The following is a 22226-nucleotide window of genomic DNA, read 5'->3' as shown; positions in this document are numbered from 1 at the left end:
ATTTCTAGTTATGATTATAAAATACCTTATACTTCTTTCTATTTCTATTACTCTCGTCTCAGTCGTTGCTTATTCACAACAACAGAAAGTTAGCTTTCTGTTTGCCGGAGATGCTATGCAGCATCAAGCTCAGTTAGATGTGGCTAAAACTACAAATGGATACGACTATTCAGCTTATTTTAAGAATGTTTCCGAAGAAATAAAAGAGGCGGATATTGCTGTTGTAAATCTGGAGACAACACTTCCCGGAAAAGCATTTACGGGCTATCCTATGTTCGGTTCTCCCGACGAATATGCATACGCTCTTAAAGAAGCCGGATTTGATGTTTTCCTCACTGCCAACAACCATATTCTGGATAAGAGGAAACGTGGACTTGAGCGTACTATAATGGTTCTGGATTCGATGAAAGTGAAGCATACAGGAACATTCCTCAATAAAGAAAAAAGAGAACTTTACTATCCATTGATGATGATAAAGAACGGCATCCGAATAGCCATGCTGAATTATACTTATGGAACTAATCATTTTGATCCTGTTCCCCCTAACGTAGTAAACTATATTGACAGAAAAATAATACTGAAAGATATTTCTCTGGCCAAAACGATGAAAGCTGATATAATTGTAGCCAATGTACACTGGGGGCAAGAATATGTACTAAAACACAACAAAGAACAGCAACAACTTGCCGATTTCCTTGTTAAGAATGGTGTGCAACTGGTAATAGGAGGGCATCCGCATGTGGTGCAACCTATCGATATAAGAAAAGATAGCCTTGGCATAAAGAATGTAATAGTCTATTCGATGGGCAATCTTATATCTAATATGAAGTTGACCAATACACGAGGCGGTATGATGGTAAAGATAGACATCAGCAAAGATGGCGATAATCCTGTCCGCATAGATTCTTGCGACTATTCTTTGGTATGGGTGCATAAGTTGATGAAGGATAAAGATACTCCTACTTTTTTCGAATTGCTTCCTGTTTCCGCCATAAACAATGAAGAAGGAAAGGAGAAGCTAGGCGAGAAAGATTTTAAACTAATGGAAACATTTACCTCTAATGCTGTAAATGCAATAGAGAGCTTGTGGGATAAAGAGTGAAGAAGATAACAGGCATCCGTATATTCAAAGTTCTGCTACTATTTTCCATTCTGATGAATATGTGCCTATTAGCTTATTCGCAGCATAGAATACGTTACAATGACGATCATCTTTCATCTGTTTATTGGGGCTCTGATAAAAATAATGGATTCCGGATTTCGGTTTCATTAGTTGCATTATTTACGTCCGGAGCTAATGATCGTAACGGGTTGCGTTTTGGGGCAGGGATAGAATTGTCTCAGACCGTTGATAATAAATGGACTTTCTCCATTGGTGCAGATGCCTATAAAGCTACACAACGATTTGGAGTTGGTACTTCGTATGCCGGAGTAAGATTTGACGAAGGGCGATACGGTACAGCCTACTATGTAAATAAATATTATCAGGGAGATAAACAAGTATCAGGTATTATCAGCCTACATTTAGATGAAGTTCGTATCAATTTTGAGGACGATATTCTTGCTTTTCCATTTACCGGATTTAGAGCGTATGACAGATATCGTACAGCAGCTTTGGAAGTCCGATATAAGCATTTTATACTGGGAACAAATGTGTATACAACAGACATAAATGGCATAACGGATGTTTCGCCACACAATAGTAGAGGAGTTTACAAAACAGGAAAACAGATTTCCAGCCCTGTATACATAGGATATGCAAGAAATGATTTGATTCTGCGCTACGGACTAAATAACAAAACCGGAGGGTTGGTTGGTCAAAATGGATGGCATAGATTATTCTTCAATACTCCCGACTTTGAATATGGTAATTATCACAATCATTTTCTACAGGTGGGTGTGGATAAGCCTTATACCATGTTTTAGAAATAACTTAATATGAAAAAAGTACATATTATATTTATATTACTATCTATAGTTTTGTTATACGCTTGTTCGTCAGCTCCAAAGAACTTTAGCTATTTCTATAAGAATAAGAATACAGGTTTGAATAAAAAGCTAAACCTTAACGGATATTATGTATCGGAACATGGATGCGATTCATCGTTCTTCTCTATGTATATGTTTTACGACAATGGACTTTTCTCTATTGCCACTACTTCTCATATAAGTACCGAGATGATAAGGTGTTTTGAGAGAGGAGGAACTTCAAATGTTTGTAAGTATCCGCTTTGGGGAATATACGAAGTGATAGGCGATACTGTAAGAACACAAGTAATAAGGCCCGAAGGTAATGGATGTGTTATTTTTAGAGATTATATTATTTTGCCGAATAAGAGGCTGGTGAATGTGAGCGACTATGTAGAGCCTCAATATACAAATCTCGGATATATGTCCAATTACCCTTCTTTCTCCAACAACCAGTGCCATAAAGCTGCGGATTTTTACCCAATGGAACAGAAAAGAGATTCTACGGCCTGTCCTTTCCTTAATAAAAAATGGTTTTGGACAAACTGAGAGTAGCTTCTTAGCCTGGAAAATTGGTTGTATACATTACTCTAATTTCTAAAACTTTATCTATAAAGAAAATATCTTTTTTCAAAAAGTATTAAAAGTAACAAGTGATAATCGAAGAAAAAGTGTAACTTTTGTCACTTTTTAGTTAAAATTATATATTGTGAAATCGGATAAAGAATTCATTCTAATGAAATTAATTATTGATTCACAATATCTTAAAAAATTGAATATATGAAGCAACAGGCCGACATGAGATTAGCTGTACTTATAGATGCAGATAATATTCCTTACTCGAACATAAAAGGGATGCTTGACGAGATTGCAAAATTTGGTAATCCTACCATAAAAAGAATATATGGAGATTGGACTAAACCTACCGTATCGGGATGGAAGCAACCTTTATTGGAGCATGCCATAACACCGATACAACAATATAGCTATACGACAGGAAAAAATGCAACTGATTCGGCTATGATTATCGATGCAATGGACATATTGCATAGTGACAAAGTAGATGGTTTCTGTCTTGTTTCCAGCGATAGCGATTTCACTCGTTTGGCTGTTCGCCTCCGGGAATCGGGTATGCTAGTGTTGGGAATGGGAGAGAGGAAAACTCCTAATCCTTTTATTGTAGCTTGCGACAAGTTTATCTATATAGAAATATTGGAAGATGATATTGCACAGCAAGATCCGGTTTCTTCTGAGGTTCCGGTGAATAAAAAATCGAATGTAGAACCGGTGAGTAAGGCGCTTCTAAACTTACTGAAAAGTACGGTGAGAGACCTTGCTGATGATGATGGTTGGGCATATCTTGGCGAAGTAGGTAATTTGATAATAAAGAAAAGGCCTGATTTTGACCCTCGAAATTATGGATTTCCGAAATTGACACCAATGATTAAAGCTCAGAAAAAGATCTTTGAAATAGATCAACGCGATGTTGATAATAAAAAACATGCAAAACTTATTTATGTAAGGGTAAAGGATTCGTAAATATATGAATAATAGTGTTCTATATTGTTTCAGAACTGTGTTTCTGTAATGATCTCAAATGTTATTATATTATAAAAAAAGTTTTGAAAGTATTCTGTAATTGGCTATACGACACATTTTTCGTATATTAGTAGATACTAGAAGCTAATCATTAAATATTTTTCAAAACAACTTATGAGTAATCAGTTAAGATCATTCACTCTACACAATTTTCGTACAATTCCTCAAATATCATCGCTTTCCGAAGAAATGATAAAGGAAATCGAGGTTGTAGGCAGAGTGTTACCGTTTAAAACAAACAACTATGTAGTAAATGAATTAATCGACTGGGATAATGTAGAAACAGATCCTATATTTACTTTAAACTTTCCTCGTCGGGGAATGTTGGAGAAGAAACATTATTCTACGATAGAGAAACTACTGGATGCAAATGCGGAAAAGGATGTGATTGATGAAAAAGTGAAACAGATTCGTTTATCCCTTAACCCTAACCCTGCCGGACAGGAACATAATGTTCCTTCTTTGGGCGAAATAAAACTAAAGGGTATTCAACACAAATATCCCGAAACTGTATTGTTTTTTCCTAGTCAGGGACAGACCTGCCATGCCTATTGCACTTTCTGCTTTCGTTGGCCTCAATTTTCAGGAATGAACGAGTTGAAATTTGCAATGAAAGAATCGGATCTTCTGTTAAAGTATCTGCGTATACACAAGGAGGTTACCGATGTTTTGTTTACAGGAGGAGACCCTATGGTTATGAACGCCTCTGTACTTGAGGCTTATATCAGACCATTGCTCGAACCTGAGTTCGGACACATCAGATCTATACGTATCGGTACTAAATCGCTGGCATATTGGCCATATAGATATTTAACAGATAAAGATAGTGACGATGTAATAAAGCTATTTGAACTTGTAGCTGCTTCGGGCAAAAGCCTTTCCATTCAGGCCCATTTCAATCATCCTCGCGAGCTTTCTACCGATGCAGTGAAGCAAGCAATATCCCGTATTCGCTCTACCGGAGCTCAGATACGGACTCAGTCTCCTTTGCTTCGCAATATAAATGACAAGCCTGAATTGTGGGCGAGTATGTGGCGCGAGCAAGTTGATCTTGGCTGTGTTCCTTATTATATGTTTATAGCCAGAGATACTGGCTCAAAGCATTATTTCGAGCTACCTTTGGATAAGTGCTGGCAGATATTTCGAAGAGCATATAGTAAGGTTAGCGGTCTTTGTCGTACTGTAAGAGGCCCAAGTATGAGTGACCATGCTGGTAAGATTCAGGTGCTTGGAGTACAGGAGGTAAGAGGTGAAAAGATTTTTGTGCTTCGCTTTATACAGGGACGTAATCCGAAATGGGTAGATGTCCCATTCTTTGCAGAGTATAATCCGAAAGCAACATGGTTTGATCAGTTAAAGCCTGCTTTTAATGAAGAGAGGTTCTTCTTTGAAGAGAAACGGGCAAAGCTGGAAGTTACAAAACCATTCTTGTTTGAATAAAGAGAAAGCGGTACTCATTACAAGTACCGCTTTTTAATTTATCTGATATCCAACTCTTCTACTGTATAGAATCGGTAGACACTATTTCTTCAATTATCTCTTCTTCCTGTATTTGAGGTAGGTTCTCTGAGGTTTTCTGTTCTTTAGATATTTGCTTTACAAGGGTATATTTCGAGCTTGATTGATCTGCGGCAGGATTCTCTACCTTGTCCACTTTAACCTCTAATACATATTCATAGCCCGGCTCATAATTAAACCCTTCAATATTACTGTAAAAGAACTCCCATTCTGCTTGTCCTTCTTTCTTTACTAAGAGGCATTTCATAGGGCCAACTCCTATACAGTCTCCTTGCTGAGATGCTATGATCAGCTTTTCTGTCTTTTCAGAACTGTTACATGATCCAAGAAATAGAATCATAGTAAATACGAATAAAATCTGTTTGTACATGATAAATGTGTTAATGTTAATACTTTGAATATAAACAATATATTGTCTTAAAAGTTTATCCAGTTATTATATATTCCACTTCATGAGCCTCTGTTAGTTGAGGTATTTCTAATTTACTCAACATTTTATCCAGTACGTTTTCTGGTAATGCGTATTCCCTGTTTTTGTTCTGCTCCCTCCATGTATTATACGGTTTCTCTACATATACAATCTTTACCTTTGCGTTATATGTTGTAAATAAGTCAACAAGCTGCATACGCATTAGCTTCGTTATGTTGGTTGCATTCCATATAAAATTCTGACCGTTTCTCAGGTATTTCCTTGCTTGCTCCTTAGCTTCTTGTACCACTCTGCCTGTTGCAGACCTGTCTGTTGGGCTATACTTATACTTGCGACGAATAGCATCGAGGCTTATTATTGGCATCTCCGACTTTAATGACTGTATGTAATGATCTTTTCCCATGCCCGGTAGGCCTGAAAGAAGAATCACCTCACTTTTGAAGTCATCATGTGGAACATATCCTATATATCCGTCTATAGTATTAAAATACTGGAACCTCGAATTAGGTGTCGCAAACTCGAGCGATTTGCCCCAACATTCCTGCTCGTTACAAAACAGCTGGAATAGTTCGAGAGATTCTATTAGCGACTCCTTAGTATCGCATATTCTTCCTTTGGCATCTGCCTCAGCCAATATTCTCAGGTGCTGAGTATTGAGCCTCATTGATATTTCCTGTATCTTCTTTGCCGGCTCATCCTTTTCTAGCAGCCAGAGAGGCAGTCCGTGGAATCGAACTAAAGATGCAATGTTCTCACGGATGTGAAAAGGGGTAGGGACATCCTTAAACAGAATTGTCCTAGCTGTGTACTCTCCTTTTCGGGCATGCCCGTTTGCCGATATATTGCCATACCCGTCATCTTGTGAAGTAGAGCGTTTCTCTACATCATGCAATAATGCAGCAGCCCATAATATCTCTTTATCTTGTTCAGATAGATGTTGGTATTCAGCGATCTTTACTAATTCGTCTAAGACCATACGGGTATGTATAGCAACATTTCCTTCTGCATGGTGCTCTTTGTGTTGAAGAACATCATGCATATCGGCAACCCATGAAAACTCCTTTTCGAGGGATGCCCATTCTTTATTTTGTGTTATTTTCCAAGTCATAATTTATATCTCCTTTCTTTATCGTTTCTCCCATATCAGCTTTGCACGCTGCCAATTTCTAGTCCAATGCTCATTTGTTTTAACATGCCCTTTCCGAACATACTTAAATACATTGCGTGGAAATTGGTCAGTTAGATATTCCTCTGTGTTGCGGGTAACAATACCCTCTCGTGTACAGCTATTCTCGGTGAGTATATCTGTTGATTCAAATACAGAGCACTCTTGTGCTAAGCTAAGAACCTGCTCTTGCAAGGTTTGTTGCGATAGATTTGTAACAGATTCGATCTTTAATTCCGGGACGGTGGGGAAATCAAATATTGAAGCATAGAACTTAACTTCTTCCCATGATAGCCATTTGTCCAGGCAGCGCACGGCAAATACGTAAAAATAAGACTCTATTTGCTTATATTCGATGGAATGTATTGCATATAGATTTTCTCCAAATATCTCAATGTCGCCTAGGTCTTGCTTGATTAATTGCCAGCGTTCTCGTATCTGATTTGTCCAAGCTGAGGTTGTTGGTGCTGCATGTGAACGAGCGAATACTCCAAAGCGATTGAGGCAGTTATTTTCCCCATCCAATTTTTCTGTATGAACGATTGTCTCTATTTGTTGGATATCGTTCCAGTATGTATGATTGATGCGGTCGTCGCTAGTTGTTCCCGGCGAAAAGGGGAAATGGTATGTACGACCATATTTCTGTGATAACATAATGTAATTGTTTTTAGTTGATAGAATACAATAATAGCAAGACCCGCAAATTATCTATTACGGTCTTGATAAATGCGGAAAGATTTCCGCTATGTAAACTAAACAATTACATGACATTTTGTTATATAAACGATTGTTATTAATCGCTACAAAGATAGTAATATTTACCCGCCTAAACAAATATGAGTGTATGCTATTGATTTACAGCGCCACTATTTGTCTTTGTGGCAGGTTGGGAATAGAGTATTCTAACAAAATGCTATCTTAAAAATGAAGCTGTAGTAGAAACTACAGCTTCTATAAATTATATGAGGTTTTGCTTCTGATCCATACTATTGAATCTGAATATCCGGATTTTCGTCAGGTTCTTCATCTGCCTCTTCTTCCTCTTTTGGTGCAGGCTTTACAAAGAAAGCACTTAACTCATAGAGAAAATACAAAGGAATAAATACTACCGATAGGGTAAAAGGGTCTCCCGAAGGGGTGATGATTGCCGATAATACCAATAGCCCTACAATGGCATGTCTTCTGAATCTTTTGAAGAACGATCTGTTCAGTAATCCTAGTTGAGAGAGTAACCACGATAAGAGTGGTAGTTCGAATACGATCCCCATCACAAATATGAGCATGAGAAAATTATCCATGTATGAGTCCAAAGAGATCTCATTTACAATGACTTCACTCAACTGATAGGTTGCCAAAAAGCGAAATGTCATCGGAAACACAAGCGAATACCCCACAACGCATCCCAAAAAGAACATGATGGTTCCGAAAAGAAATACCCAGCGTATACTTTTCTTCTCGTTCTCGTAGAGGGCAGGACTTATAAATCTCCATATTTCGAATGCCAGATAAGGAAAAGTCAGTATAAGAGCCAACCAGAAAGAGGTAGTCATATGTCTGAAAAACTGTGACGCAAGGTTTATATTTATTATATTGACATGAAAAGTGTCGTCACAGAAATCAGGTAAAAAAGGTACTGCTGAAGTTGCTACACAAAGGTATTTGTATAGAAAAAAATCGGCACGCGTAGGTCCCATTATTATACTGTCGTATATATATGGCATAAATGCAAATGCTATAATTGCAAAAATAAACAGAGCAGCGATAGACCGTATTAGTGTCCATCGAAATTCTTCTAAATGATCCCAAAAGGATAATCCTTGGTTGCTATCTTCCATAAAAGAGTACTATCTCAGTCTTTTTTAGTTGTAGTGTCGTTGTTTCCTTCTATGTCGTCTTCCATGCCTTTAACACCTTCCTTGAAGTTTTTGATACCTTTGCCAAGACCTTTCATCAGTTCAGGTATTTTTTTGCCTCCAAATAGTAGCAAAACAACTATGGCAATAATGATAATCTCGCCAGTGCCAAGATTTCCCAAAAATAATATTGTATTCATATGTTTTTGATTTTGTAGATTACTAGACCTATCAAAATAACATAAATAATGTCAGATATCAAGTCTAAATTCTATATTTATTTTTTGTTTAGTACGAAAATATTATATGTTTAACACAAATAAAAAGTCTACTTCCTCCGAAATTGCTTTGTCCTTATTTCAGAATGAGATGCTATTTTAACTAAAAAGTAACGAAAGTAACACTTTTTGCTCATTTTTTATTTGTCACGTTTGATACTTTCCTGAAAAAGGCACCTTCTCTATATAGATAAAGTTTAGTCTTATGATTCGTTTTTCAATTGCATTCTACTATTTTATCTTCTAGTCCCGATGTATAATATACTTTGTATTCTCCTTCTTCGTCGCAGATAAATAGTGCATCCAGTTTGATATTATTATCAGTTATCCACTCTAAAGACTTATCTAATCCTGCTACCAGAAATGCTGTGGCAAATGCGTCTGCTGTAATTGCATCCTGAGCTATGACTGTTGTAGATAATAAATTATGTTTTACAGGATAGCCTGTACTAGGATCTATAGTATGCGCTATTTTTTGCCCGTTTTCGGTATAAAACTGCCGATAGTTTCCCGAAGTAGCAATTCCTCTATCTGTAATCTGGAGAATAACTTGCAGATCTTGTCCGGGTATTGGATTATTTTCAGATGGGCGATCAATACCTATACGCCACGGTTCGCTTTCTGTGTTGACTCCTTTTAGCCGTATTTCCCCTCCTATTTCTACTAGAAAGTTGAGACAGCCTTTCTGCTCTAGAAATGATGCAACTATATCTGATGAATAGCCTTTTGCTATAGCATTGGCATTGAGCACCACATTTGGATGAGATTTAATGACTTTATTGCCTCTTATTTCCACTTTATCCATACCTATATGTTGTTTCAAAAGATGTATTTGTTCAGTATCGGGAATGCTACGTTTTTCGGCACTGAATCCCCAAGCCTTGAACAAAGGTTCGGCAGAAATATCAAAAGCTCCCTCTGTGATTGAACTAATAGCCTTAGCTCTACGAAATACGGAGCTGAAAAAATCATCGACAGCAACATCTTCATTCCTGTTTATACGAGATATGATAGAGTTGGGATCGTAAACAGATAGAGATTTTTCGAAAGTAGCCAATAGCAGATCTATTTCTGGCTGGAAGTTACGGTCGTTATCGTCCTGATAAAGGATACTGTAACTTGTACCCTCTGCAACACCTTGTATGTGATAGTAGAAAGTTCCGTTATCGGCCATTATCGGAAGCATCTGTTCTGTTTTTATTTATTGTTGCAATAAGGCATAGTGAGACTGATTCTGCACTATGCCTGAAGGCTTGATGATTATTTATTGTAGCTCTCTTTTACCAAAGGGCAATTAAGTAGATAGTCAAGACTCATTTTTACACTTTCTACAGGGGCAAAATTGTATTTCTCTACTTCTACCACAATATGTTTAGTTCCGGCAGCGTCAGTGTTTTTAAAGATTGCATCGAAGCCAACCATTCCGCTTTGTCCTAATTCCTTATTGTCTTTGATATGGAGAAGAAGGAAACGTCCTTTGTGTGCATTGAAGTAGTCTACAGGGCTGTATTGTCCTCTTACTACCCAGTACACATCCATTTGGAAGAATACATATTCCGGATTTGTATTTTCGAGCATATAATCATACATCAGTTTGTCTTCTATTTTGTTAAACTCGAAAGCATGATTGTGATATCCGAAAGTAAGTCCGTTTTCTTTACACTTCTTTCCTATTTCGTTATAGTATTCGCAATATGTTTGTAAATCTTTAAGCGTTTTAGGAGTAGCCATCCAAGGAGTTATTACATACTCCATTCCTGCTGCTTTGTGTGCTTTTATTGCTTCGTCCCACCATTTAAGGGCTTCGGTAAAGTCTTTATCTGCCAATTCTTTGTCAGATAACTGTCTGGCAGTATGAGAAGATAGGACCTTCATACCTGCCGCTTCTATATCGGCTTTGAATTCTTCGGGTGTTTTTCCATAAAACTTACCATCGGCATATCCGGCTGCTTCTACTGCCGTAAAGCCCATTTCTCCTACTTTCTTTATTGTACCTGCATAGTCCTTTTTTATATCTTCTCTGAGAGAATATAACTGTAAGGCAATATCTTTTTTGGGAGCCGCAGTTTGTTCAGCCTCTGCCTTTGGTTGGCAAGCTACAAGCATCATAAAAACTGAAGCTAAAATTAATGTTAATTTCATGATATTCTTTGTATAAGATTTGATTTTAAATGTAAAATCCATAGGAGAGTTTCTCCTCCTATGGATTTTGCTATATTTTAATAGAAAAAATTAGTTTTTAGTCAAGGATTTTAACCTTGATATTGCGGAACCAAACATCATCTCCATGATCTTGAAGACCGATATAACCTTCTCTGTCAGAACCTCCGCAGTTGTTTAGCAATTCGAATGCCAAAGGCCATTTTTCTTGGCTAAATTTGCTTGCTTGAAGCATTTCTGTCCATTGAGGAGTCCACAAGTGATATTCAACAACGTTTTCTCCGTTTTGTCCATGAACCACAGTTCCTTTAAAAACCATGATTTTAGCTTTGTTCCATTGACCAAATGGTTTTGAGTTTTGAGGTTTAGCAGGAATCATATCATATAATGATGCTGATTTTCTGTTTCCGTCTTTTCCCAATTTTGCGTCAGGGTGGTTTTCATTGTCTAATACTTGATATTCAGGAGAAGAGATGTAGATTGGCTCTAGTTTTGTTTCTCCTGTTTTAGCATCTTTTGTTTCAACTTCTTGAGCTAAGTAGAATATACCGGAGTTACCTCCTTTAGAAACTTGCCATTCCAATTCCAACTCAAAGTTTTTGAATTTATGAGCAAAGATAAGGTCTCCTCCGTCGTTAGTCTGAGCTTCTCCACCTCCCGATCCGTTAAATTTGATAGAGTTTTGGTCGATAGTCCATTTTCCCGGAACTGCGTCTTTTCCGTAGCCTCTCCATCCGTCAAATGTTTTACCATCGAAGATAGTGATAAATCCATCTTTATCTTTAGGGTATTTAGACAAGTCTACTTGAGCTTTGTCTAACACTGTATACTCAGGAGCTGCATTTTCGCTTTTTATTGAATCTGCACTGTTTTCTTGGTTCTCTGCTTTTTTTGTTCCGCCACAAGCCATGAATGCGCCTGCGATTAAACAACAACTTAAACTGTACGTTATTTTTTTCATTTTCTTATATCAATTAAATTAAACGTTTTTATAATTAAGGCATTTCCGGAAGTTTCCAACCATCACGATATGTGTGTTTGATCAACTCTTGAGCAAAAGCTTCTGCATTTACCGGATCTGTCATTGTTTTATCGAAAGTAGGGTGTCCATCTTTAATCTGGAATCCGTCTTTGATGACTGTACGTATTGTTGCACGAGGGTCTATGTTAGTAAATTTCATATTGGCACCATCCCAATGCAATTCTTGGTTCAGAGCTTGCAATCTTACTGCCAATACTCCCATAACTACCATCTCGTTGAATGGGCCTGCTTCGCTGAATGGCGATGCTGTTTCTACACGGTCGCGTGAGTCTTCTTTACATGCACGTACCCAATCCATATAGTGATCTCCATTTGGAACTTCTCTCAATACTTTTGGAGACTGAGGTGTGCGGCCTGATAGCAACCAAGGATCTTTTCCGTAGCAGCCACAGATCAAAGTGTCTTTTGTTCCGTAGAAAATTACTCCACCACCTGCATCGTTCATGTCTTTGCCGGCAGGGAATCCTTCAGGACGCATTGGTTTAAGACCTCCGTCATACCATGTTACTTCCACTTCTGGCATAGCTACTTTTGGCATGTTGTCGCGTGCAGGGAATGTAAATTTCACCATTTGCGCATTAGGAGCACAATCTGTTAACAACAATGTAGAGCTTCCCTGAACTTTGCTAGGGTAACCTAGTTTTAGTCCTTTAAATACAGGGTGTAGAATATGACAAGCCATATCGCCAAGAGCTCCTGTACCGAAATCCCACCAGCCGCGCCAGTTCCAAGGAGTATATACTTCATTGAAATCGCGATATTTGGCAGGTCCTACAAATAGATCCCAATTCAATGTTTTAGGTACTTTTTGCGATACTTCAGGACGATTTAGTCCCTGAGGCCATATAGGGCGGTCTGTAAATGTTTCTACTTTAGTTACTTCACCTATTTCTCCGTTCCATATCCATTCGCATACTTTGCGTACACCTTCTCCTGACGAACCTTGGTTACCCATCTGTGTAGCAACCTTGTGTTTTGCTGTCAGTTTGGTTAGTAGGCGGGATTCGTAAACAGTGTGAGTTAAAGGTTTTTCACAATACACGTGTTTTCCCATGGTGATGGCTTCTGCTGCCATAATAGCATGTGTATGGTCTGCACTGGCTATCATTACTGCGTCTGCAGATTTTCCCAGTTTTTCATACATTTTTCTGTAATCATAGAATGCTTCTGCTTTAGGAAAATGTTTGAAAACCCGGTCACTGTACTTCCAGTCCACGTCTGCCAACCCAATAATGTTTTGGCTTTCCATGCCTTTCAGGACACTGAATCCACGTCCTCCAACTCCAACACCCAGAATGTTTAGTTTGTCACTTGGTGCAACATGTCCGAAGTTTTTTCCTAAAACCGTGCTTGGAATAATAGTAAGTCCAATTGCGGCTTTTGCCCCTGTTTGCAGGAACTTTCTTCTTGAAATGTCTGATGCCATAATTTCTTTGTTTTTTTAGGTTAATTAATATCTTAGATTTAACGGTGGGTCTAACTTAGATCTCCTCTTACGATTTCCTCTTTTTCTTTATCCCAGTACATGGTTCTGCCTTCCAGATAAGCTCGTGTTCCCATGTGTGCTGTGATAGCTTCTTCGAATGCTGCATCTATTCCGCAAGATGGAATCTTGCTTGTGTCGCGTATGCACTCGATCCATTCTCTCATATGAAGGAATGTAGTGTCGTAACGTTTTCCTCCCAAATATGAGTATAGTAATCCGCGTTGGGCAAAATAGAGTTCGGTGGCAGAAGTGATAGCATCTACTTTACTTTTTCCCGGTACATATGTATAAAACGGTACATTCGGTTTTATGATTCCCTGATCTATTTTTTCTTTATATCTGGTAGATGCGCTGTCTACTTTTACTGTTAATGTGTCACCGACTTCCATAGATGCATCATGCCCCATTATTACTTTTCCTCTGCTGCGATTGCTGGCAAGAGTGGCACTATAAAGCATCGTTAGATTTTTGTCCGGAAACTCGAAGGTGGTTTGTAGTACATCGGGTACTGTACGTCCGTCTTTGAAGAAATATACCCCTCCCGAAGAAGTTGCGGAATGAGGTATGCCTACTCCCATCAACTGATTGACTGCATCATATTCGTGTGTCAGCAGGTCTCCGCTAAGCCCTGTACTGTAGTCCCACCAACAACGCCAACGGAAGAAACGTTCGAGGCTGAATTTACTTCTTTCGTCAGGTCCTACATATTTCGACAAATTATATTTTGTCATGTAGTCCATATATTCTTTTATGCGTGTTTCGTCTCCTTCAAATTGTTTCCAATCTATTGTCTGCGGATTGGCGGTAGGATCTATTTTGTACACCCAAGCTCCATTCGGGTCGTTTCTGTTTGTACATACTTCGATAAGAGTGATAGGGCCAAGTAAGCCTTTGTCTATTATCTCTTTTGCTTTTCTATAACTGTCTACTTGTCTGCCTTGGTGTCCTAGTTGAAATACAATGCCGGTTTGTTTAATAACCTCTCTCACCATGTAAGTTTCCGGTACTGTCCAAGATAAAGGCTTTTCACAATATACGTGTTTTCCTGCTTTGGCTGCATCCATTGCCATAGTGCTGTGCCAATGGTCGGGTGTAGCAATAATAACGGCATCGATATCGTCTGCTGCCAGCATCTCTTTATAATGGCGGTAGCGCTTAGGTGCAGTGCCATAAGTTCCATTCAGGCCTTCTTTGCTGATGTTGGCTCCTGCGGCCATTCCTTCTTCAGCAAACGTGTCGAAGATGTCGCAGACTCCTGTAAGAACGATATTTAGATCTTCTTGTTTCTTAAAATCTTCGTAACGGGTGTCGTTCTTATCTTTTTTAGCTGCATCAATCCTTGTTTGCAGAAACTCCGGAGTGGCAAAGCCGATAGCTCTTAAAAGCTGCTTTCCTCTTATTCCGCATCCGATAATACCTAAACGAATTTGTTTTCCGTTTGGTTGTAATTCTGCAATACTTGAAGTTTCGTTACTTACACTAAAAACATCTTTTACATCGAGTAAGGTTTTGTCGTGTTTTTGCTTCTTGTATACACCATAGGCCAATGCTCCCAAAACGGGAACAGTAGCAAGGGCTTTTATTGCGTTGCGTCTTCCTTCCGATTCGGGCAATGCGCTCTTGTTTGTAGATGTATTTTTATCTTCGTTCTTATTTATATCCTCTGGGACGTTTTTGTCATCAGGTGTCATATCCGTGTTAGCTTATTTACGTTTTTTTAATAATGGAGAGAAGTATCGGTCGAGGCCGATAATGTGCGAGGTAGGAAAATATATTAATACCATTAGTGCTCCTATTTCAATAACGTTTTTGTCTATCCATAGATAAGAACCTTCTGTAGGCATCATATATTGAGCTCCTATGAAAGGAGGATGGGACAGGAAGTATGATAATAAAAATATAATACCTCCGATGGACGCTATTCGTGCAAAGCAGCCTAGTATAAGCCCTAGTCCTACTGCTGCTAATCCATATATATTTATGAAATTAGAAGCGGCCAGTAGTGTCGGATTACCTGCTATTTCGTGAAAGAACCCTGAGAAAATTCCCTGAGAGTCCATTAGGTAGGGATAAGCTGTCCACCCCGAGTTTAGAATTTTAATCAACCCTTCATATAAGAAGTGCCAACCAATCAGAAGCCTTAGAATCACGAGCCATGTAGTTTGGCCACGTGAATACGATGTTAATTCATTCATGGATAAGTAAAAAGTTTTATTTCTATTTAAAATTGTTTAAAAAACAAATGGTTTATTCTTATAATTAAGACAATTACATATTAATTATGAGAAGAGTAAATCTTCTCATAACCTCATATAAAGATAATTGTTAATCATAAATTGGTCATAAACAATGTATTAATGTCTCTCAAGACAAAGTTCTTTTCCATGGAATCGGGGGTTGATTAAATGCGGAATAAAGCTAGGAATATTTTGAGTGAATTATTATTTTTTTTTGTTAAAAAAGGTTGTATTTGCTTTTCATAATACACTAAAAACTCTTAATGGCTAGCAAAGAGCCAGTAAAAGGTTATTTTCCGGAGTAAAATAGCTAATTGTAGAATCTACACGTTGTCGGCGGGGTACTTGATTCCTATCTGTTTTCTTATTTCGTCTACTATCTCTATTGTTATTAACGAATTTTCGTGACTGTTGATCTCCGATTCTCTTTTGCCTTGTTCTATAAGGTCGATAAATTCTGCAACTTCATAATAATATTCGTGCATTACATTCGGAGAACTTATTAACACTTCGCCTCCACGACGGTGCTTTACTGTTACTCTGCTTATGGTATTCATACGATCTGCAACTATAGTTGCTTCCTCTCCTTGTATTTCGGTAAATAGTGTAGAATCGGCAATTTTGGAATATAAAACAGTTGCATTCATTCCCTCGTATTCGAAATTTACAGCTCCTTGTGCGTCAACTCCTGTCGATAGCTTAAGCCCGCTTGCACTTATGTTTTTGGGCTTGCCAAAAAGTATCACCATAGGATATATGGTATATACACCCAGATCCATTACTGCCCCGTTTGACAGTTCGGGCTTGAAAGCATTCATAACTTCTCCTTCTTTCAATTTATCGTAGCGCGATGAGTATTGGCAGTAGCATGAAAAATAGCGTCTTATAGTTCCTATTTCTTGTAAATGTTTTTGTATAGACAAAAAATTAGGAGTTAATGTCGGCTTCATCGCTTCCATAAGAGTGACATTGTTCTTTAGCGATGTGTCTATCATCCTTTTTACTTCTTTGGCATTAGATGCAAAGGGCTTTTCGCACAATACATGCTTCCCATGCTCCATACACAAAATGCTCTGTTCTGCATGCAAGGAGTTAGGCGATGCGATGTATACAGCATCTATGAGAGGACTTGCCGCCATCTCTTCTAAAGAAGTAAATGTATGTGGAATATTGTGTTTAGCTGCAAAGTAATCCGCTTGTTCCTGTGTGCGGGAATATATAGCTACCGGTTCGAAGCGTGAGTCGAGACGTGCGCCTTCAAGAACTTTATCAACGATAAAGTTTGTACCAACGATTCCAAAACGGACTTTTGGTTGTGTTCTATTCTCGGATGCCTTCATTGTATCAAATTTTATATAAGGATATATTACAGTTGCTTATCATAATCCTCCCTTGTAAGAATCGTTAGTTCTTCTTTTTCACAATCCCATATGCTGACATAATTTTCAGATACTACATAATGAGTTTTCCATTTCGTGAATTTTGAATAAAGCATCAGGGTGCAGATGTCTGTCGGAGTTATAAATTCTCCTGTTTCAGAAGCGTGATAATGAACTGTTGCTATGGTTTCTTTATTATTGTCAAATTCTATCGGAATGAGGTTTCTATGTATCTGTTTCTTTTCTATCAGAGAGTTGTTCTTGCCGAAGGTGAATAAGTAATCGTTTCCGAAAAGCACTGTTCCTACTACTTTAGGTGCAGTGATAGCATATACTTTCTTTTCTCCGTTATATATCAAGGGAATCAGATTCAGATTTGTATTGTTGTAGGCTTTAAATAAGGTATCGGTTTGTACTTCTTCAAAAGCCTTTGCCCTGATGGTATATAATTCTTGTTCCTTATTACTGAACTCTCGTTCTTTGAATGCTATTGTTGCGGTTTCTACGACTATCATATCTCCAAAACTTACAACTCCTATAACCTTAGGCTTTTCTGCTTTAGAAAAGAATAAACATTTAGGTTTATCCTCATCCAGATATGCAAAATATCCACCTATGCGCCAAGGTTCTTTATAACTGGTCTTGAAGATGTCTGATCCATGCCATGCTGCAATTTCCAATCTGTAAAGCATCTTTCCTTCATCGGAAATTTCTTTGGCTCTGGTTTCCAAATCAGTTTGAGAAAAAGCACTTAACGAAGAGGCTAAGACAAAGACTGTTAGTATTAGTTTAGTCATTTAATCTCCCTCTTTTTCTTTATTATATATCTTAGGTAAAATGATAGAACAGTACAGGGTAAGCAAAGCTGCTATCAGCAATGTTACAGGCCATGCACTCATGTCTACAAACATAAGGTATGTAGAAACGGCCATCAATAACACTGCCAGAATTTGAATGTTGAACATGCGCTTACCCCTGAGGCTCTTACCCTTGTAAGGCGAGGTGAAAACCACAGCTGCAAATCCCGCTACTCCGACTATCATCATGTACTTAGCTATGATGGTATTGAAAGAATACATAGAAGCCGCAATGAGTATAAGTATTGCAGCTATTTGGAAAAAAATATTTTTTGTTTTTAAATTCATTTGCAAGTTAAGGTCATAAACCTTTTTTATTTTTATTCAATAATGAAGACATCTTCATTTTCTTTTTTCATCAGGTAGTTTTCACGGGCAAATTTCTCTATATGGTCTTTGTCCGATTCCAGTTCTTCGAGCTTTTTCTTATCTTCTACTGTTTTGTCCCGATAGTAACTGATCTGATTGTTCAATTCGCGTATCTTAGAGTCGTATCCTAGCCGGGCAAAGATATTGCTGTCGCTTATAAAAAATGCGAATACAATGATTACCAACATTATTAATAATTGTATTTTTGTATATCTGGAGTTGAGATATCTGAATATGGACTTAAGTATTTGCATATTCAAGGCGGATTTAAATGATTATAACTATAAGAAACTCTATTTGCAAAGATATATATTTGCAAGCATATTTGATATATCATGGAGTTAAAAGAAAATATAATAAAGAAGTATAAAAATTATATGTTGTTGGAGAAATCATTGTCTCCTAACTCTATTGATGCTTATCTGACCGATCTCGATAAATTGTCAATATTTCTTCGGAATGAAAATCTGACAGCAGAGAATGTGACGTTAGACCATTTGCAACAATTTATTGCGCAGCTTTACGATATTGGTATTAATGCTCGTTCTGTAGCTCGTATTATTTCGGGAATAAAATCATTTTATAACTTTCTTGTTCTTGACGGATATATGCAAAACGATCCGACCGAACTGCTCGAGACTCCCAAAATAGGGCTTAAGTTGCCTACTGTATTGTCTTTGGAAGAAATAGAAAACCTTTTTTCTGTGATAGACCATTCTACAAAAGAGGGGCAGCGAAACAGAGCTATACTGGAAGTTTTATATAGTTGTGGGCTTCGCGTTTCAGAACTTGTCTACTTGAAATTCTCAGATTTGTTTTTTGATGAAGGTTTTATAAAAGTGGAGGGCAAAGGAAGTAAGCAAAGACTTGTGCCCATATCTCATACAGCAATAAATGAAATAAATAAATATTTGTATTTCAGAAATGAAATGACGGTAAAGAAAGGCTCGGAAAATGTACTTTTCTTGAGTAATAGGGGTACTGCTATTTCCCGCATTATGATATTTTATTTTATAAAACAGTACGCTCAGATGGCCGGTATAAAAAAAGAGATAAGCCCTCATACATTTCGCCATTCGTTTGCTACACATCTACTCGAAGGAGGAGCTAACATAAGGGCTATTCAGATGATGCTGGGTCACGAAAAGATAACTACTACGGAAATATATACGCATATGGACAGGGAGTATCTGCGGCAGGAGATAATAGAGCATCACCCTCGCAATAATAGAAAATAATACTCGTTTATTATAATTATTATATTTTTGCAAATGCTAATCTAAAAACTATAAAAAGATATTTTATGAAAAAAAGATTTTTAAGAATGATTGTAGTATCTACTCTGTCGTTTAGCTTCTTGTTTTCTTCGTGTATAGGCTCATTTAGTCTTTCCAATCGTTTTTTGGACTGGAATAAGACTATTGATAGCAATAAGTTTGTAAATGCAATTCTGTTTGTTGTGTTTACTCCGGCTTATGCGTTAACAATGCTTGGAGATGTATTGTTGTTCAATTCAATTGAGTTTTGGACAGGAGAGAATCCTGTGGAAGCCGGTGTTATAAAAAAAGTACAGGGCGAAAATGGAATTTATACTGTAGAAACGTTGGAAAACGGTTATCGTATTCAGGATGAAAAAGGAGAAGAATCTCAATTTATTTACGATAAAGACACAAATACATGGAGTCTTGTTGCTAACGATAAAGTTACAAAACTTATCAAAATAGAAGACGACAAGAAGAATGCAGTAGTGTATCTGCCAAACGGACAGGAAAGTAGAGTTGAGCTATCTAATGAAGGTCTTTTGGCTTTGCGTCAGACTGTAGAGAGTTCAATATATTTCGCTGCAAAATAAATAAGAAGAAAGTATATAAAGGCCGCCCTGCATCATAGAATGTAGTGGCGGTCTTCTTCGTTAATCTTTGATTGGTTGCATAAAACAAAAAAAATCTATCTTTGTTATATTAATGGAAGAATAAGAAAAGTTATATGAATTATTTCAATTATAAAAGACGTGTTTCTTCGGAAACAAGGATTGGTAATACTCCATTGGGGGCAAATAACCCCATACGTATCCAGTCGATGACAAATACAAACACGAACGATACTGAGGCCAGCGTCGATCAGGTTATACGGATTGTGCAGGCAGGAGCAGATTATGTTAGGCTGACAGCACAAGGTGTTCGGGAGGCTGACAATCTGAAAAACATAAAAGAAGAAGTCCGAAAACAAGGCTACAATACCCCCCTCATTGCTGATATCCATTTCAACCCTCGTGCGGCTGAAGCAGCAGCTAAAGTTGTGGAAAAGGTTCGTATAAATCCCGGAAATTTCGTAGATAGGGTTAAAACCTTCGAGACCTTCGAATATACTGACGAAGAATATGCTGCTGAAATAGATAAGATAAGGAGTAAACTTGTTCCTCTTTTAAATATCTGTAAAGAAAACAAAACAGCGATACGTATAGGAGTAAATCATGGATCTCTTTCAGATCGTATAATGAGCCGTTATGGAGATACGCCGGAAGGTATGGTCGAGTCATGCATGGAATTTTTGCATATCTGTCTCGAAGAGAATTTCAGAGATATTGCTATTTCGATGAAAACTTCTAATACAGTCGTTATGTCGAAGGCCGTTCGTCTGTTGATAGATCGTATGGAACGGGAAGATTTGAACTTTCCATTGCATCTGGGAGTTACAGAGGCTGGTGACGGAGAAGATGGGCGTATTAAGTCTGCTGTTGGTATAGGTTCTTTATTGTCTGATGGCATTGGAGATACAATTAGAGTTTCTTTAAGTGAAGATCCTGAATTTGAGGTGCCCGTTGCCCGCAAGCTGGTGGCGTATGTTATGCAAAAAGAGAATCATCCTGAAATAAAAGCCGTAGCTTCTGAAAAATATTCTCAATTCTCTACCGACAGAAGAGAGACTTATACTATATCTAATATTGGAGGTGATAATGTTCCTGTTGTTGTATCGAATCGCTCTCATGGTAATTTCGAATTTAATAGTCATTTTCTGCCCGATTATATCTATGTAGGCAAAGACCTTCCTGTAGAGGCTCCACGTGCAATACCTTCCATAATAGATTTTGCAGGATGGAAGAAAGAGAAGAATACGTATCCATTGTTTGATGTTTCTAACTGGCAAGAAATAAAAAATACTGACGCAGATATTAAATTCCTGTTTTTGTCATATCCTCAGTTGAATGAAGAGATAATTTCTTTGCTGAAAGAGTGCAGAAATATAGTCGTAATACTTTCTACAGACCATATAAATGGGATAGGGGAGCAGCGTGCATTTGTTCATACATTGATGAATAACGACTGTGATACACCTGTCATTTTCAATCGTCAATACAAAGAAAATAAAGCGGAAGACTTGCAGATAAAAGCTTCTGTCGATTTGGGTACTTTATTTTTGGATGGATTTGGTAATGGAGTCATGCTTGAGAATGAAGGTGATATAAACCTGAAAAATGTGGATGCTTACATGTTTGGAATTTTGCAGGCTTCGCGCGTCCGCACCAGTAAAACGGAGTATATATCTTGTCCGAGCTGTGGTAGAACTTTGTTCGATTTGCAAACGACTGTAGCTTTGGTTAAAACAGCGACCTCCCATCTCAAACATTTGAAAATAGGGGTAATGGGCTGTATTGTAAATGGACCCGGTGAAATGGCCGATGCAGACTATGGTTATGTGGGGGCAGAAAAAGGGAAAATATCTCTTTATAAGAAAAAGAACCTGATAGAAAAGAATATTCCATCCGAAGAGGCTGTGCAACGTCTTGTTCAGTTGATAAAAGATAATGGAGATTGGGCTGAGCCCGAAACTGAATAATATAAATGAAAAGAGCAGTTGAAGTCCTCTTCTGCTCTTTTCATTTTC

Annotated in this window: 23 protein-coding genes; 8 read left to right on the top strand and 15 right to left on the bottom strand. The window is 37.8% G+C overall.

All coding sequences use genetic code 11. The annotated features are described in order from the left end of the window. Positions 1-10: 10 nt before the first annotated feature. From BGC7_RS13575 to BGC7_RS13555, 5 genes are all read left to right on the top strand, one after another. The gene (locus BGC7_RS13575; RefSeq protein WP_087880078.1) at positions 11-1102 is read left to right on the top strand and encodes a CapA family protein; all 1092 of its coding nucleotides are present in this window, start codon (positions 11-13) and stop codon (positions 1100-1102) included. Further along, positions 1099-1926, top strand: a complete 828-nt coding sequence (locus tag BGC7_RS13570) for a polymorphic toxin type 23 domain-containing protein (protein WP_157258731.1) — start codon at positions 1099-1101, stop codon at positions 1924-1926. The genes BGC7_RS13575 and BGC7_RS13570 overlap by 4 nt, the downstream gene beginning before the upstream one ends. 12 nt (positions 1927-1938) lie before the next feature. Continuing rightward, positions 1939-2517 (top strand): hypothetical protein, encoded by a 579-nt coding sequence (locus tag BGC7_RS13565; RefSeq protein WP_050702144.1) that lies wholly within the window; start codon positions 1939-1941, stop codon positions 2515-2517. A gap of 231 nt (positions 2518-2748) precedes the next feature. Beyond that, on the top strand, positions 2749-3507 hold the full coding sequence (locus BGC7_RS13560) for an NYN domain-containing protein (protein ID WP_050702143.1): 759 nt from the start codon (positions 2749-2751) through the stop codon (positions 3505-3507). A 174-nt stretch (positions 3508-3681) separates the two neighbouring features. Further along, positions 3682-5007 (top strand): KamA family radical SAM protein, encoded by a 1326-nt coding sequence (locus tag BGC7_RS13555; protein WP_050702142.1) that lies wholly within the window; start codon positions 3682-3684, stop codon positions 5005-5007. Positions 5008-5065: 58 nt separating this feature from the next. Here the strand turns inward: BGC7_RS13555 and BGC7_RS13550 are convergent, their stop codons facing one another. The 15 genes from BGC7_RS13550 to BGC7_RS13480 all read right to left on the bottom strand — a co-directional run bounded on the left by BGC7_RS13550 (position 5066) and on the right by BGC7_RS13480 (position 18529). Continuing rightward, entirely contained in the window at positions 5066-5425 is a 360-nt protein-coding gene (locus BGC7_RS13550; RefSeq protein ID WP_050702141.1) for a DUF4377 domain-containing protein, read from the bottom strand. Positions 5426-5510: 85 nt separating this feature from the next. Next, a complete protein-coding gene (locus tag BGC7_RS13545) occupies positions 5511-6623 on the bottom strand; it encodes an AAA family ATPase (protein WP_050702140.1) in 1113 nt (370 codons plus the stop codon). Between the two features lie 18 nt (positions 6624-6641). Next, the gene (locus BGC7_RS13540) at positions 6642-7334 is read right to left on the bottom strand and encodes an RNA ligase family protein (RefSeq protein WP_050702139.1); all 693 of its coding nucleotides are present in this window, start codon (positions 7332-7334) and stop codon (positions 6642-6644) included. A 332-nt stretch (positions 7335-7666) separates the two neighbouring features. Further along, a complete protein-coding gene (gene tatC, locus BGC7_RS13535; RefSeq protein ID WP_050702138.1) occupies positions 7667-8515 on the bottom strand; it encodes a twin-arginine translocase subunit TatC in 849 nt (282 codons plus the stop codon). A gap of 14 nt (positions 8516-8529) precedes the next feature. After that, positions 8530-8733: a twin-arginine translocase TatA/TatE family subunit gene (gene tatA, locus BGC7_RS13530; RefSeq protein ID WP_050702137.1), complete on the bottom strand. Its 204-nt coding sequence runs from the start codon at positions 8731-8733 to the stop codon at positions 8530-8532. A 295-nt stretch (positions 8734-9028) separates the two neighbouring features. Beyond that, positions 9029-9997 (bottom strand): FAD:protein FMN transferase, encoded by a 969-nt coding sequence (locus tag BGC7_RS13525; protein WP_050702136.1) that lies wholly within the window; start codon positions 9995-9997, stop codon positions 9029-9031. Between the two features lie 74 nt (positions 9998-10071). Then, on the bottom strand, positions 10072-10953 hold the full coding sequence (locus BGC7_RS13520) for a sugar phosphate isomerase/epimerase family protein (protein ID WP_050702135.1): 882 nt from the start codon (positions 10951-10953) through the stop codon (positions 10072-10074). Between the two features lie 97 nt (positions 10954-11050). After that, positions 11051-11932 (bottom strand): 3-keto-disaccharide hydrolase, encoded by an 882-nt coding sequence (locus BGC7_RS13515; protein WP_050702134.1) that lies wholly within the window; start codon positions 11930-11932, stop codon positions 11051-11053. A gap of 34 nt (positions 11933-11966) precedes the next feature. Continuing rightward, positions 11967-13439 carry a Gfo/Idh/MocA family protein gene (locus BGC7_RS13510; RefSeq protein ID WP_050702133.1) on the bottom strand — a complete coding sequence of 491 codons (1473 nt, stop codon included), beginning with the start codon at positions 13437-13439 and terminating at the stop codon, positions 11967-11969. A 50-nt stretch (positions 13440-13489) separates the two neighbouring features. Continuing rightward, on the bottom strand, positions 13490-15190 hold the full coding sequence (locus BGC7_RS13505) for a Gfo/Idh/MocA family protein (RefSeq protein ID WP_050702132.1): 1701 nt from the start codon (positions 15188-15190) through the stop codon (positions 13490-13492). Positions 15191-15202: 12 nt separating this feature from the next. Next, on the bottom strand, positions 15203-15694 hold the full coding sequence (locus tag BGC7_RS13500; protein ID WP_050702131.1) for a DoxX family protein: 492 nt from the start codon (positions 15692-15694) through the stop codon (positions 15203-15205). A gap of 365 nt (positions 15695-16059) precedes the next feature. Next, complete coding sequence (locus BGC7_RS13495) at positions 16060-17076, bottom strand: Gfo/Idh/MocA family protein (RefSeq protein ID WP_050702130.1); 1017 nt, start codon at positions 17074-17076, stop codon at positions 16060-16062. Between the two features lie 26 nt (positions 17077-17102). Then, a complete protein-coding gene (locus BGC7_RS13490) occupies positions 17103-17912 on the bottom strand; it encodes a hypothetical protein (protein WP_050702129.1) in 810 nt (269 codons plus the stop codon). Then, positions 17913-18260 carry a hypothetical protein gene (locus tag BGC7_RS13485; RefSeq protein ID WP_242034335.1) on the bottom strand — a complete coding sequence of 116 codons (348 nt, stop codon included), beginning with the start codon at positions 18258-18260 and terminating at the stop codon, positions 17913-17915. A gap of 32 nt (positions 18261-18292) precedes the next feature. Continuing rightward, entirely contained in the window at positions 18293-18529 is a 237-nt protein-coding gene (locus BGC7_RS13480; protein ID WP_255351476.1) for an FtsB family cell division protein, read from the bottom strand. Between the two features lie 147 nt (positions 18530-18676). Here BGC7_RS13480 and xerD point away from each other — a divergent pair, with 147 nt between their 5' ends. The 3 genes from xerD to BGC7_RS13465 all read left to right on the top strand — a co-directional run bounded on the left by xerD (position 18677) and on the right by BGC7_RS13465 (position 22178). Next, positions 18677-19579, top strand: coding sequence for a site-specific tyrosine recombinase XerD (gene xerD, locus BGC7_RS13475; RefSeq protein WP_050702126.1), 903 nt, complete (start codon positions 18677-18679; stop codon positions 19577-19579). Between the two features lie 65 nt (positions 19580-19644). Continuing rightward, entirely contained in the window at positions 19645-20193 is a 549-nt protein-coding gene (locus BGC7_RS13470) for a DUF3332 domain-containing protein (protein ID WP_050702125.1), read from the top strand. A gap of 134 nt (positions 20194-20327) precedes the next feature. Further along, complete coding sequence (locus BGC7_RS13465; protein ID WP_050702124.1) at positions 20328-22178, top strand: 4-hydroxy-3-methylbut-2-en-1-yl diphosphate synthase; 1851 nt, start codon at positions 20328-20330, stop codon at positions 22176-22178. Positions 22179-22226 lie beyond the last annotated feature (48 nt).

It is taken from the genome of Dysgonomonas sp. BGC7 (genome assembly GCF_001261735.1).
Taxonomy (GTDB): domain Bacteria; phylum Bacteroidota; class Bacteroidia; order Bacteroidales; family Dysgonomonadaceae; genus Dysgonomonas.
The sequence above is the reverse complement of the archived record's forward strand: the minus strand, read 5'-3'. Positions and strand labels throughout refer to the sequence as shown.

Excerpts from the sequence above, each read along its gene's own strand:
- BGC7_RS13575 (WP_087880078.1), top strand. The coding sequence starts at position 11 with ATGATTATAAAATACCTTATACTTCTTTCTATTTCTATTACTCTCGTC.
- BGC7_RS13565 (WP_050702144.1), top strand. The coding sequence starts at position 1,939 with ATGAAAAAAGTACATATTATATTTATATTACTATCTATAGTTTTGTTA.
- BGC7_RS13560 (WP_050702143.1), top strand. The coding sequence starts at position 2,749 with ATGAAGCAACAGGCCGACATGAGATTAGCTGTACTTATAGATGCAGAT.
- BGC7_RS13555 (WP_050702142.1), top strand. The coding sequence starts at position 3,682 with ATGAGTAATCAGTTAAGATCATTCACTCTACACAATTTTCGTACAATT.
- BGC7_RS13550 (WP_050702141.1), bottom strand. The coding sequence starts at position 5,425 with ATGATTCTATTTCTTGGATCATGTAACAGTTCTGAAAAGACAGAAAAG.
- BGC7_RS13545 (WP_050702140.1), bottom strand. The coding sequence starts at position 6,623 with ATGACTTGGAAAATAACACAAAATAAAGAATGGGCATCCCTCGAAAAG.
- BGC7_RS13540 (WP_050702139.1), bottom strand. The coding sequence starts at position 7,334 with ATGTTATCACAGAAATATGGTCGTACATACCATTTCCCCTTTTCGCCG.
- tatC (WP_050702138.1), bottom strand. The coding sequence starts at position 8,515 with ATGGAAGATAGCAACCAAGGATTATCCTTTTGGGATCATTTAGAAGAA.
- tatA (WP_050702137.1), bottom strand. The coding sequence starts at position 8,733 with ATGAATACAATATTATTTTTGGGAAATCTTGGCACTGGCGAGATTATC.
- BGC7_RS13525 (WP_050702136.1), bottom strand. The coding sequence starts at position 9,997 with ATGCTTCCGATAATGGCCGATAACGGAACTTTCTACTATCACATACAA.
- BGC7_RS13520 (WP_050702135.1), bottom strand. The coding sequence starts at position 10,953 with ATGAAATTAACATTAATTTTAGCTTCAGTTTTTATGATGCTTGTAGCT.
- BGC7_RS13515 (WP_050702134.1), bottom strand. The coding sequence starts at position 11,932 with ATGAAAAAAATAACGTACAGTTTAAGTTGTTGTTTAATCGCAGGCGCA.
- BGC7_RS13510 (WP_050702133.1), bottom strand. The coding sequence starts at position 13,439 with ATGGCATCAGACATTTCAAGAAGAAAGTTCCTGCAAACAGGGGCAAAA.
- BGC7_RS13505 (WP_050702132.1), bottom strand. The coding sequence starts at position 15,190 with ATGACACCTGATGACAAAAACGTCCCAGAGGATATAAATAAGAACGAA.
- BGC7_RS13500 (WP_050702131.1), bottom strand. The coding sequence starts at position 15,694 with ATGAATGAATTAACATCGTATTCACGTGGCCAAACTACATGGCTCGTG.
- BGC7_RS13495 (WP_050702130.1), bottom strand. The coding sequence starts at position 17,076 with ATGAAGGCATCCGAGAATAGAACACAACCAAAAGTCCGTTTTGGAATC.
- BGC7_RS13490 (WP_050702129.1), bottom strand. The coding sequence starts at position 17,912 with ATGACTAAACTAATACTAACAGTCTTTGTCTTAGCCTCTTCGTTAAGT.
- BGC7_RS13485 (WP_242034335.1), bottom strand. The coding sequence starts at position 18,260 with ATGAATTTAAAAACAAAAAATATTTTTTTCCAAATAGCTGCAATACTT.
- BGC7_RS13480 (WP_255351476.1), bottom strand. The coding sequence starts at position 18,529 with ATGTTGGTAATCATTGTATTCGCATTTTTTATAAGCGACAGCAATATC.
- xerD (WP_050702126.1), top strand. The coding sequence starts at position 18,677 with ATGGAGTTAAAAGAAAATATAATAAAGAAGTATAAAAATTATATGTTG.
- BGC7_RS13470 (WP_050702125.1), top strand. The coding sequence starts at position 19,645 with ATGAAAAAAAGATTTTTAAGAATGATTGTAGTATCTACTCTGTCGTTT.
- BGC7_RS13465 (WP_050702124.1), top strand. The coding sequence starts at position 20,328 with ATGAATTATTTCAATTATAAAAGACGTGTTTCTTCGGAAACAAGGATT.